At 62.4% G+C, this 11,358-nt stretch carries 10 protein-coding genes and 1 pseudogene; 8 read left to right on the plus strand and 3 right to left on the minus strand.

Annotation, left to right across the window (positions count from 1 at the left end):
* Positions 1–21: 21 nt before the first annotated feature.
* The 7 genes and pseudogenes from F8N66_RS14640 (at position 22) to F8N66_RS14670 (ending at position 6,789) form a co-directional block, all read left to right on the plus strand.
* Positions 22–714, plus strand: a complete 693-nt coding sequence (locus tag F8N66_RS14640; protein WP_150770836.1) for an SDR family NAD(P)-dependent oxidoreductase — start codon at positions 22–24, stop codon at positions 712–714.
* 129 nt (positions 715–843) lie between these two features.
* Positions 844–1,935 (plus strand): glycerol dehydrogenase, encoded by a 1,092-nt coding sequence (locus F8N66_RS14645; protein ID WP_150770837.1) that lies wholly within the window; start codon positions 844–846, stop codon positions 1,933–1,935.
* Between the two features lie 104 nt (positions 1,936–2,039).
* On the plus strand, positions 2,040–2,927 hold the full coding sequence (locus tag F8N66_RS14650) for a transketolase (RefSeq protein ID WP_150770838.1): 888 nt from the start codon (positions 2,040–2,042) through the stop codon (positions 2,925–2,927).
* 2 nt (positions 2,928–2,929) lie between these two features.
* Positions 2,930–3,910 carry a transketolase family protein gene (locus F8N66_RS14655; RefSeq protein ID WP_150770839.1) on the plus strand — a complete coding sequence of 327 codons (981 nt, stop codon included), beginning with the start codon at positions 2,930–2,932 and terminating at the stop codon, positions 3,908–3,910.
* 183 nt (positions 3,911–4,093) lie between these two features.
* Entirely contained in the window at positions 4,094–5,404 is a 1,311-nt protein-coding gene (locus F8N66_RS14660; RefSeq protein ID WP_191622993.1) for an MFS transporter, read from the plus strand.
* 57 nt (positions 5,405–5,461) lie between these two features.
* A pseudogene (locus F8N66_RS31760) lies at positions 5,462–5,802 on the plus strand (LysE family translocator); the annotation flags it as partial.
* 120 nt (positions 5,803–5,922) lie between these two features.
* Positions 5,923–6,789 (plus strand): patatin-like phospholipase family protein, encoded by an 867-nt coding sequence (locus F8N66_RS14670; protein WP_150770840.1) that lies wholly within the window; start codon positions 5,923–5,925, stop codon positions 6,787–6,789.
* Here the strand turns inward: F8N66_RS14670 and F8N66_RS14675 are convergent.
* From F8N66_RS14675 to F8N66_RS14685, 3 genes are read right to left on the minus strand one after another with little or no spacing between them, the layout of a single operon-like run.
* Entirely contained in the window at positions 6,769–7,218 is a 450-nt protein-coding gene (locus F8N66_RS14675; RefSeq protein ID WP_150770841.1) for an acyl-CoA thioesterase, read from the minus strand. The two genes, F8N66_RS14670 and F8N66_RS14675, sit on opposite strands and share 21 nt — an antisense overlap.
* Before the next feature lie 31 nt (positions 7,219–7,249).
* On the minus strand, positions 7,250–9,031 hold the full coding sequence (locus F8N66_RS14680) for an acyl-CoA dehydrogenase C-terminal domain-containing protein (RefSeq protein WP_150770842.1): 1,782 nt from the start codon (positions 9,029–9,031) through the stop codon (positions 7,250–7,252).
* Entirely contained in the window at positions 9,028–10,263 is a 1,236-nt protein-coding gene (locus F8N66_RS14685; RefSeq protein ID WP_150770843.1) for a 3-hydroxyacyl-CoA dehydrogenase, read from the minus strand. The genes F8N66_RS14680 and F8N66_RS14685 overlap by 4 nt, the downstream gene beginning before the upstream one ends.
* A 96-nt stretch (positions 10,264–10,359) precedes the next feature.
* On the opposite strand from F8N66_RS14685, the gene F8N66_RS14690 reads away from it, so the two are divergent.
* Complete coding sequence (locus tag F8N66_RS14690) at positions 10,360–11,280, plus strand: LysR family transcriptional regulator (protein WP_150770844.1); 921 nt, start codon at positions 10,360–10,362, stop codon at positions 11,278–11,280.
* Positions 11,281–11,358: the final 78 nt, after the last annotated feature.

The following is an 11,358-nucleotide window of genomic DNA, read 5'->3' on the forward strand; positions in this document are numbered from 1 at the left end:
ACAACCCCCTGAGGAATCACCATGAAAAAAACCGCCATCGTTACCGGCGGTGGTTCGGGCATTGGCCTGGCTACCGCACAACGCCTGCTTGCTGATGGTTACGACGTGTACACCATTGGCCTCGGTGAACCCGAGCAACGAGTGCCAGGCATCCATTACCAGGAACTGGACGTCACCAGCGATGACGCGGTGAACGGCTTCTTCGCGCCGTTCGAGCGTATCGATGCGATCGTCAACGCCGCCGGCATCATCGATCACAACCGCGAGTGGGAGCTCGATGGCTTCAGCCGCGTCATTGACGTCAACCTCACCGCCGTGTTGCGCATCACCAATGCCGCCCTGCCGGGCTTGAAAGCCGCCCGCGGCGCGGTGGTGAACTTCGCCTCGATGTGGGGCATTTTCGGCTCGGCGAAAACCCCCGCCTATGCGTCGAGCAAAGCTGCCATCAGCGAGTTGACGCGTTGCATGGCCGTGGCCTGGGCCACCGATGGCGTACGCGTGAATGCCGTGGCACCGGGCTGGATCCTGACCAACCTTTCGCGCCGGGCCTTCGAAGACCCGGCACGTTCGGAAAGCATCATGGCGCGTATTCCCATGAAAGCCTGGGGTGCGCCCGAGGATGTGGCCAACGTGATCGCCTTCCTGGTTTCCGATAATGCACGCTACGTCACGGGCACGACACTGCCGGTAGACGGCGGATATTCGATCGCCTGAGATCAACTCGTCGATTGAGGTCTTGACCGCCTAAAAACATGATATATCATGTATCACAACAAGACCGGGGGACTCGGCAGCCTGCCGCCGAGCCTCCAATAACAATAAGCAGTAGAAGTGAGGTGCTGAATGAATCTGGTTTTCGGTTCACCCGGAAGATACGTCCAGGGCACTGAAGTGCTCGCCCAGGCCGGTACTTACCTGGCGCACTGCGGCCGCCGTGCCGTGGTGGTCATCGACAGTTTTGTCCTGGGTCTGATCAGGGCGCGGCTCGATGACACCTGTGCGCAAACAGACGTGCAATTGCACTACATCACCTTCGATGGCGAAATCACCGCCGACGGCATCGCTGATCTACGCAGCGCCGCCGCAACGATCGAGTTCGACATGATCCTGGCCGTCGGTGGCGGCAAGTGCATCGACGCGGGCAAGGCCCTCGCCCACAGTTCGGGGCGTGCCCTGATCACCATGCCGACGGTGGCCTCGAACGACGCCCCCACCTCGAAAAACTACGTGGTCTACGACGCGCATCATCAACTGAGTGAAGTGGGTCACCTGCCCGTCAGCCCGCGCTACGTGCTGGTGGATACCGGTTTGATTGCCCAGGCCCCGCGCCAATTCCTGCTGGCCGGGATCGCCGATGCCCTGACCAAGAAGTTCGAAGCCGAACAGTGCTTCAAGTCCAATGGCGTGAACATGTTCGGCGCTCGCCCGGCGTTGTCCGGGTTGGCCCTGGCGCGCGAGTGCTATCAGGTCATTCGTCAATACGCCGAACCGGCCCTGGCCCAGGCCGGCACTGGCGAGGTGACGCCGGCGTTCGATCACTTGATCGAGGCGGTGCTGTTGATGAGCGGCCTGGGGTTCGAAAGCGGCGGCCTGTCCATCGCACACGCCATGACCCGCGGCCTCTCGAAAGTCCCCGGGGCCCAGCAACAGGTTCACGGTTGGCAAGTGGCGTATGGCTTGCTGGTGCAACTGGTGCTGGAGGATCGCGACGCCGTACTCATCGGCGATTTGTTGGGGTTCTACCAACGTATCGGTCTGCCTCGCAGCCTTGCCGATCTGGGCGTATCGAGCATCGATGATGCACTGCTGATGCAAGTGGCCGAACCCACCCTCAAAGCCCCCCACGCCCGCAACTTCGCATCGGTATCCGGCAGCCCGCTGACCTGCACCGAACTGATCGCCGCGATGCGCGCACTGGAGGGCCTGACCCATTGAGTGCGCCCTGATAACACCCTGAACGACCAACCTTCGGGTTGAAGTTCGCGCCCCACCCCTGAGATTCAACTTCAGCAAATTCATGCCTGTGATTGGAGGTAGAGATGTCTACACCCCGCAAAACCCTCGAACAGTGGAAAGCCACAAACTTTGTGCCGTCCACCGAGACCGTCAGAAAGCTCAAGGACCGGGCGAAATTCGTTCGCCTGGAAACCATCCGCCTGATCGAAATCGCCAAGACAGGTCATTACACCTCGGTGTTCTCCGCTGCTGAACTGTTCTCGGCGCTGTACTACGACGTGATGACGATTCGCCCCGAGGAACCCAAATGGCCGGGCCGCGACCGTTTCCTGATGGGCAAGGGCCACGCCGCCGTGGGTCAGTTCCCGATCCTCGCCGACCTGGGGGTGTTCCCCAAGGAGTGGCTCGATGAATACACCCGCCTGGGCAGCCCTCTGGGCGATCACCCTGACATGCGCAAAGTGCCCGGCATCGATTTCTCTTCCGGCTCCATCGGCCATGCCCTCTCCGGCGGCCTGGGCATGTGCCTGGCCCAGCGCTTCACCGGAGAAGTCTATGACGTGTTCGTCATGCTCGGCGACGGCGAAATGCAGGAAGGCCAGGTCTGGGAAGCGGCCATGAGCGCGGCTCATCACAACGCCAAGCACCTGATCGCCATCGTCGACCGCAACGGCTTCCAGCTCGACGGCCAGGTCGATGACGTGATCGGTATCGAACCGCTGGACGAAAAATGGCGGGCGTTCGGCTGGGAGGTGCATGTCATCGACGGCCACAACATCGCCGAAGTGACTGAAACATTGCGTCGGGTAAAAGCCGATGAACGCCGTGAAAAACCGGTCTGCATCATCGCCAAGACGGTCAAGGGCAAGGGCGTTTCCTACATGGAAACCGAACCCGGCTGGCACCTCGGTTACCTCGACCCTGAAGACGCCAAACGCGCTATCGCTGAAATTGAAGCCATGGAGATCTGAACATGAACGCCCCACTTTCCCCCAATTCCTGGCAGTACCGTGGCCTCAACGCGCTCAACCCGGGCCTGTCTTATTTGTCCGACGCGCTGATCGAACTGACTCAGGCCGGCTACCCGGTGATGGCCGGCTCCGCCGACCTGCAGTACTCCAACGGCCTCAACAAGTTCGCCAGCCAGTACCCCGAGCGTTACCTGCAGTTCGGCATCTCGGAGCAGAACATGGTCACTGCCGCTGCCGGCCTGGCCACTTGTGGCGTGATGCCATTCGTGGCGACCTTCGCCTCGTTCCTGGGCCTGTTGTGCTGCGAACAGATCCGCATGGACGTCGCCTATTCGGCGCAACCGGTGCGCCTGATCGGGCACCACACCGGTATTTCCCTGGGCTTTTACGGCACCTCGCACCATGCCACCGAGGACATCGCCACCATGCGCTCGATCGCCGACCTGGCGGTGGTGTCGCCCGCAGACGGCCCGCAACTGGTCGCCGCGATCCGCGCCTCGGTCACCTACGACAAGCCGGTGTATTTCCGCATTGGCCGTGGTCGCGATCCGATTGTTTACCAGGACGATGTGGTCTTCGAGTTCGGCAAGGCCCATGAGCACATTGAGGGTGAGGAACTGACCATCATCGCCTGCGGTATCACCGTGCATGCGGCGCTGGCCGCCGCTCGCAAAATGAACGCCGAGGGGCGTTCGGTGGGAGTGATCGACATGGCCTCGATCAAGCCGATCGACCGTGACGCCATCCTGCGCGCCGCCGCACGCAGCAAACGCATGATGACCGTCGAAGAGCACAACGTGCTCGGTGGCTTGGGTGCTGCCGTGGCTGAAGTCCTTGCGGACGAAGGTGTCGGCGTGAAGCTCAAGCGCCACGGTATCTACGACGAATACAGCCTGATCGCCCCGCCGACGCACCTGTATGAACACTACAAGCTCGACGCCGCCGGGATCGAAGAAGTGGCGCTGGCACACCTAAACGCCTGACACCTGCCCTAACCCTGTGGGAGCGAGCCTGCTCGCGAATGCGATATGTCAGTCACCCCTCTGACCCACCGCTTTCGCGAGCAGGCTCGCTCCTACAGTTGGATTTTCGTTTGAATGGGGCCATCGCATTCACCGATTCACCCCACCACATACCGTGGTCCATGAAACATCTCGGAGCCAACAATGAATAACATCACCGAGACCATGTCCGACTTCACCACCGGACAGGCCAAGACAACCCGTACATCGCTGCGCAGAAAGTCATTGATGGCCACCGGCGTGGGCAACCTGCTCGAGTGGTTCGACTGGACGATCTACACCGTCGCCTCGGTGTACATCGCCGCGGCACTCTTCGATAAAAGCAACGCCACCTCTGCCCTGCTCAATACCCTGGCGGTGTTTGCCGCCGGCTTTCTGCTGCGCCCCATCGGCGGCATCTTCTTCGGCATCCTGGCCGACAAACTGGGCAGGCGCGTGGTGTTGCTCAGCACCATGCTGTTGATGGCCGGTGCCAGCCTGCTGATTGCCTTTATTCCCTCCTACGATGCGATTGGCAGCTGGGCCTCGGCGTTCCTGTTGCTGGCGCGACTGGTGCAGGGTTTTGCCCACGGAGGCGAAACCACTACCTCCTACGCCTACATAGCCGAAATCGCCCCGCCCAAGCGTCGGGGCCTGTGGTCAAGCACCGTGTTTCTGGCCGTCGGTTCGGGATCATTGCTGGCGACGTTCTACATGGCTCTGCTGACGTCCCTGTTGTCAGTCAGCGAAATGCAAGAATGGGGCTGGCGCATTCCCTTCGCCACCGGCGGCCTGCTGGCGGTCTTCGCCTTGTGGCTGCGGCGCAACATGATGGAAAGCGAGCACAGCCCGAGCACCGGCGAAGGCTCGACGGAACCGGCCTGGAGTCGCGGCAAAATCATTCAACATGGCATGCGCCTGTTCCTGTATGAAGCCGGTGCCACACTGACCTACTACACCTGGGTCACGTCGGCCTCGATCTACGCCATCAGCGTCAAAGGCATGGACCCGCGCAGCGCCTTCACCATGAGCTGCATTGCGCAAGTGATCTACCTGGTGTTCCTGCCCATTTCGGGCTGGATCTCGGACCTGTGGGGCCGCAAGATTTCCGCGTTGATTTCCCTGCTTGGAATTGCCGCCACCCTGTTCCCGTTGTGGGGGCTGATTTCCAATGAACCCTGGACCCTGATGGTGGCGCAAACCGCAGGATTGTTGCTGGTAGGTTTCATCACCGGCTGCAAACCGGCGTCGATTTCCGAACAGATTCCCACCCGCTACCGCACTCGGATGTTCGGTGTGTGCATTTCACTGGGTGTGGCGGTGTTCGGCGGGACGGCTTCGTACCTGACGACCTGGTTGTATTCGGAGAACATCGGCTGGATGTTCAACGTCTATCTGATCGTGGTGGCGGTGATCGCCAGCGCGGTGGTGTTGTTGTGGAAAAACAACCATGGCGTGCCCATCGAAAAAATCTGAAACACCAAACGCTCACCTAATGGAAACCTGGTTTGATGATCCTCCGCATTTTGGGCGGTGTCGTATTTGTTCGTGATTACCACTGGGGCGGATTGGGCGTATGCAATATCGGCGGGACTATTTGGTCAGGTCGTGATGCCCGCCGTTGCCGGCTTGTTGATCGGACATGTGTTGGCGACGCTGGTCGTGGCGGCCGGTGTCGGTGGACTGGTAGCGAGCAACCCCCGCTGCCCTTTCAGTGCTCACCATACCTGATTTGGCTCGGTATCAACGTGCTTCTACGCCCTTCAGAACCACATGCCGGCCAAACGCAGGAGACGGGCTCCTGGGCATGCTGGACTCTAAAAGGGGCCTGCGTGAGCGGACTTAACCCCAAAGTTTTTTTGCTTTTCCTCGCTGGTTGTCGCATGGCAGTGAGAACAGCTCCCGCAGGTCAGTTCGGCGGTGGCGAGCGGCGTTTCGTGGATTGTTCGCTCAGCTAGACTGATTCAATACGCCCCTGCACAGAGACTTCGACCATGGCAACCAGGACCGCAATTGTATTCGCTGGTGGCGGCAGCCTGGGGGCGGTGCAGGTGGGCATGTTGCGCGCCCTGGTCGAGGCCGATGTCCGATTCGACATGGTCGTTGGCGCTTCGGTAGGCGCAATCAACGGCGCCTACTTTGCCGCAAGGCCCGATTCGGCCGGCGTCGAGGCGCTCGCCGGATTCTGGCGCGGGCTGAGCAAAAATGACATTTTCCCCCTCTCGTGGCTCGACACCTGCAGAGGACTGATCAATCGGCGCGGCTTTCTGTTGCAACCGGCGGCCTTGAACCGATTGCTGGGTCAGGCGTTGCCCATTCAGCGCATTGAAGAGGCGGTATTGCCTCTGCACATCGTCACCACCGACCTGCTCAGCGGCGCCGAGACCGTGCTGTCCAGTGGTGAACTCGGGCAGGCGCTATTGGCCAGCGCAGCAATCCCGCTGGTGTTCCCCAGCGTACACATTGCCGATCAGTTCCTGATTGATGGAGGGGTGGCCAGCAATACACCCATTTCAACGGCCGTCGCCCTGGGCGCCACCACCGTCGTGGTGGTCCCCACGGGAGTGAGTTGCGCCCTGACACAACCGCCCCAAGGCTTGATCGCACTGGCCCTGCATACCGTCAACCTGATGAGCATGCGGCAGTTGGTCAGCGACATCGAACACTTCCGCACCCTCACCCGCCTGCACATCGTCCCGCCTTTGTGTCCCGTGGATGTCTCGGTGTTCAACTTTGCCCAGACAGAGTCCCTGTTGCAGCGCGCTTATGAGCAGACCCTCAAGTGGCTGGACCGTGGAGGTCTTGAACGCACCAAGGTGCCGGGCTCCCTGACGATCCATTCACACGCCCATGAGCATTGAGTGGTCGCCGTGCAAACGGCTCAATGCCGCCCGCAGGGTGTCAGGGATCGGCACCGGGCGATTGCCGGCGCGCTCGACGAAGACATGCACAAACCGCCCCGCCGCACGGGCCTGCGGCTCCCCGTGCTTGAAAATGGCCAAGGTGTAATGCACCGAGCTGTTACCCAGTTTGCTCACCGCGACACCCACCTCGATGTGTTCCGGAAAGGCAATCGAAGCGAAATAGTCGCAGCTGGAACTGACCACCAAAGCGATGACTTCGCCTTGATGGATATCCAGCCCTCCGGCCTCGATCAGGTAGCGGTTCACCGCACTGTCGAAGTAGCTGTAGTAGACGACGTTGTTGACGTGGCCATAGACGTCGTTGTCGTGCCAGCGCGTGGTGATCGGCTGGAAATGGCGAAAGTCTTCGCGCCGCAGTTCGTTCATGGCGTGGCGTGTCCGTTTGAATGGGCAAGGGTCAGAAGGCGAAATCGCTCTGCGGCATGTCCATCAGGCATCCGGCACCGGCCAGCAAGGCCTCGCGATGAGCGCCAGCCCGTGGCAGCACCCGGCGCAGGTAGAACCGGGCCGATTGCAGCTTGGCCTGGTAGAACGCCGCTTCGCCGCTGCCCGCCGCCAATGCCTGGCTGGCCCGCACAGCCGCCTGCAACCACAGCGCCGCCAACATCACGTAGGCCGAGTAGGCGAGGAAATCCACCGACACCGCGCCGATTTCCTCGGGATCACGGCGACAGGCTTGCACCACCGATTGGCCCAGCGCTCGCCACTCTTCAAGACGCAGCCCCACGCATTCAGCCATCTCGGGCTGGGCCGTTGCCTGATGCACGTGCGCGGCCAGTTCGTCGATCAAGGCATTGAGTTCGCTGCCGCCATCGCCCAGCAACTTGCGGCGGATCAGGTCCAGCGCCTGGATGCCGTTGGTGTCTTCGTACAACTGGGTGATGCGGCTGTCGCGCATCAACTGTTCCATGCCCCACTCGCGGATAAACCCGTGGCCTCCGTACAGCTGCACGCCAAGGCTGGCCACCTCCTGGCCGCAGTCGGTGAAGAATGCCTTGACCACAGGAATCAGCAAGGCGGCGCGACGGGTCGCGGCTTCACGCGCCGCCGCATCGCTGGCGCCGTGTTCCAGATCGAGCTGGCGGGCCGTGTAGGCCGCGAGCATCCGGCAGCCCTCGCCGAGGGTTTTCTGGATCAGCAGCATGCGCCGCACATCGGGGTGAACGATGATCGGGTCGGCGGGTTTGTCCGGTGCCACCGGCCCGCTGATCGCCCGTGACTGCAAGCGCTCACGGGCATAAGCCAGGCCGCCCTGGAACGCGGCTTCGGCGATGCCCAGGCCCTGCAACCCGACCTGGAAGCGCGCATCGTTCATCATCGTGAACATGCAGGCCAGCCCCTGGTTCGGCTGGCCGACGAGCCAACCGGTGGCGTCATCGAAATTCATCACGCAGGTGGACGCGCCCTTGATGCCCATCTTGTGCTCCAGCGCGCCGCAACTCAGGGCGTTGCGCGCAGCTGGCGCGCCCTCGGCGTCGAGCAGCCGCTTGGGCACCAGGAACAGGCTGATGCCTTTGACACCCGGCGGCGCATCGGGCAATCGGGCGAGCACCAGGTGAATGATGTTATCGCTCAAATCCTGCTCGCCGCCGCTGATAAAGATCTTGCTGCCGCTGATCCGGTAGCTGCCATCGGCCTGGGGCTGCGCGCGGGTACGCAGCAACGCCAGGTCGGTGCCGGCCTGGGGTTCGGTGAGGCACATGGTGCCGGTCCACTCGCCGCTGACCAGTTGTGCCAGGTAGCGCTGCTTGAGTTCGTCACTGCCGTGGCGATCCAGGGCCAGGACCGTGCCCTCGGTCAACCCGGAGTAAACGCGAAACGACAGCGAGGCACTCATCAGCATCTCGTGGAAACTCGCCGACAGCATTTGCGGGAAGCCCTGGCCACCGAACGCCAGCGGCCCGGTCATGCTCGCCCAGCCCTGCTCGACAAACTGTTTATAGGCCTGGCGAAAACCGTCCGGCGTGGTCACTTCGCCGTCCTGCAAGCGGCAGCCCTGTTCGTCGCTGTTGCGGTTCAGCGGTGCGATAACCTCGCTGGCAAACCGGGCGGCCTCTTCGAGGACGCCGTCGATGGTCTCGCGGTCCAGACCGTTGTCCAGTTGCTGGCAATGCCCGGTGACGTCGAACAGTTCATGCAGGACGAAACGCATGTCGCGCAGTGGCGCCTGGTAGCTCATGCCCGGCCCTCCACGTCGGCAAAACCCTTGCCCGCCGCCACCAGCTCGGCAATCAGCGGCGCCGGTGCCCAGTGTTCACCGTGCTGCTGTTGCAAGCGTTGCAGACGCTGCTGAATCGAGGCCAGGCCCTGGGCATCGGCCCAGCTCATCGGCCCGCCCACCGCCGCCGGGAAGCCATAACCGTTGAGGTAGACCCGGTCAATGTCCTGGCTACTGTCGGCGATCTGTTCCTGGAGGATCTTCGCGCCCTCGTTGACCAGTGCCAGCAGGCTGCGTTCGACAACCTCCTGCTCGCTGATCGCCCGGCGCTGGTAGCCCAGGCCACTGGCGATGCGTTCGATCAGCCCATCGACCTCAGGGTCATGGTCGGCCTCGCGACTGCCCTCGGCATACTGGTAATAGCCGCGACCGGCCTTCTGGCCGAATCGGCCGAGGTCGCACAGGCCGTTGTCGACCTGCACCAGCGGGCTGTCCATGCCCTTCCCGGCCAGTTGGCGGGCGCGCCATTCGAGGTCGACGCCGACCACGTCGTACATGCGAAACGGCCCCATGGCGAAACCGAACGCCTGCAACGCACCGTCCACCTGCTGCGGCAGCGCCCCCTCAAGCAGCATTTTGCGGGCCTCGTCGGCATAGGTCTTGAGCATGCGGTTACCGATAAACCCACGGCAGTTGCCGGCCACCACCGCGACCTTGCCCAGGCGTTGTCCCAGTTGCCTGGCGACGTCCAGCACGGCGGACGATGTCTGCGCGCCCCGGACGATTTCCAGCAGTTTCATGATGTGCGCCGGGCTGAAGAAATGCAGGCCCAGCACCTGTCCGGGGCGCCGGGTGACCGCCGCGATGGCGTCGACATCCAGCGCCGAGGTGTTGCTGGCCAGGATCGCGCCGGGTTTGAGGGTGTTGTCCAGGGTGCGGAAGATGTCCTGTTTCAGCTCCAGGTTTTCGTACACCGCCTCGATCACCAGGTCGACATCAGCCAGTGCCGCATAGCTGTCCACCGCCTGGACCCGGGCCAGGTTCTGCTCGGCCTGTTCTTCGCTGAGGCGCCCCTTGACCACCTGATGGGCCCAGGTATCGGCGGCCATTTTCAGGCCCGCGGTGACCATCTCTGCATTGGCATCGAGCCACAACACCGGAATGCCGGCACTGGCCAGGCTGATGACAATGCCCCGGCCCATGGTTCCGGCCCCTACGACCGCTGCCTGTTTTACGTCGAATCCGTTGCTCACGCCCACGCTCCCAAACTGATAAGAAGGATTGCCGACACCCTAAGCAGCCGCCTACTATTTGAGAAATTTCATTTTCATATGCGTGATATTTGCTAGATGAATACAACTAACTTCGATCTCAACCTGCTGCGCATCCTCGATGTGTTGCTGCGCGAGCAGAACGTCTCCCGCGCCGCCGAGCGCCTGGCGCTCAGCCAGCCGACCGTGAGCAACGCCCTGGCGCGCCTGCGCGAACAGCTCGATGACCCACTGCTGGTGCGCATCGGCCGGCGCATGCAACCCACGCCCAAGGCCTTGGCGCTGGAAGGTCCGATCCGTTCGGCGTTGCAACAGATCGAACAGACGCTCAACGTCGACGAAAGCTTCGACCCGGGCTCCAGCCGCCAGACGTTTCGCATTGCCATGACCGATTTCGTCGAGCAGCTGTGCATGCCCAGTCTGCTGACGCGCCTGCAAGACTGCGCCCCGAACCTGCGCCTGGACATCGCCCCGCTGGCCCCCAGCCTGCCGGTCGATGCGCTGGATCGCGGGCAGCTCGACATGGTGCTGGGGCGCTTCGACGAAATCCCCGCGCGTTTCGCCCGCCGTCTCTGGCGCAGTGAAACCCTGCAAGTCGCGTTGCGCCAGGATCATCCCGTGGTCACCGGCGCGCTGGACCTCCAGACGTTCCTGCGCCTGCGCCACCTCTGGGTGCATGGCGGCCAGACACGCGGCATGGTCGATCAGTGGCTGGGGGAACAAGGCTTGTCTCGGCAGATCGTCTACACCACGCCCAACTACCTGCAGGCGGCGCACCTGGTGGCGGCATCCGATCTGTGCGTGGTGTTGCCGACCCAGCTGGCGCGTAACTTTGCAGCCCTGCTGCCCTTGCAGCTGCATGACTTGCCGTTTGCCCTGGAGGCTTTCGAGCTGGACCTGGTGTACCTGGCACAACGCGAACAGGACCGGGCAGTGAGCTGGCTGGCGGGAGAAATTCTACAGGTCGGCAAAAACGCCAACCGCAACCTTGAGTGCTAGGGCAATGCCAGCCCTGCCTGTAAATCGGCAAGCCGGGCCCCGCAAGGTAGCCTCCAGGTGTCGCCCATCGGCAGGCGC

Origin of the sequence: Pseudomonas fluorescens, assembly GCF_902498195.1 — a bacterium.
Classification (GTDB): Bacteria; Pseudomonadota; Gammaproteobacteria; order Pseudomonadales; family Pseudomonadaceae; genus Aquipseudomonas; species Aquipseudomonas fluorescens_BU.

What these genes read in the sequence shown, in the direction of transcription:
- F8N66_RS14640 (WP_150770836.1), top strand. Translation starts at nt 22, where the DNA reads ATGAAAAAAACCGCCATCGTTACCGGCGGTGGTTCGGGCATTGGCCTG.
- F8N66_RS14645 (WP_150770837.1), top strand. Translation starts at nt 844, where the DNA reads ATGAATCTGGTTTTCGGTTCACCCGGAAGATACGTCCAGGGCACTGAA.
- F8N66_RS14650 (WP_150770838.1), top strand. Translation starts at nt 2,040, where the DNA reads ATGTCTACACCCCGCAAAACCCTCGAACAGTGGAAAGCCACAAACTTT.
- F8N66_RS14655 (WP_150770839.1), top strand. Translation starts at nt 2,930, where the DNA reads ATGAACGCCCCACTTTCCCCCAATTCCTGGCAGTACCGTGGCCTCAAC.
- F8N66_RS14660 (WP_191622993.1), top strand. Translation starts at nt 4,094, where the DNA reads ATGAATAACATCACCGAGACCATGTCCGACTTCACCACCGGACAGGCC.
- F8N66_RS14670 (WP_150770840.1), top strand. Translation starts at nt 5,923, where the DNA reads ATGGCAACCAGGACCGCAATTGTATTCGCTGGTGGCGGCAGCCTGGGG.
- F8N66_RS14675 (WP_150770841.1), bottom strand. Translation starts at nt 7,218, where the DNA reads ATGAACGAACTGCGGCGCGAAGACTTTCGCCATTTCCAGCCGATCACC.
- F8N66_RS14680 (WP_150770842.1), bottom strand. Translation starts at nt 9,031, where the DNA reads ATGAGCTACCAGGCGCCACTGCGCGACATGCGTTTCGTCCTGCATGAA.
- F8N66_RS14690 (WP_150770844.1), top strand. Translation starts at nt 10,360, where the DNA reads ATGAATACAACTAACTTCGATCTCAACCTGCTGCGCATCCTCGATGTG.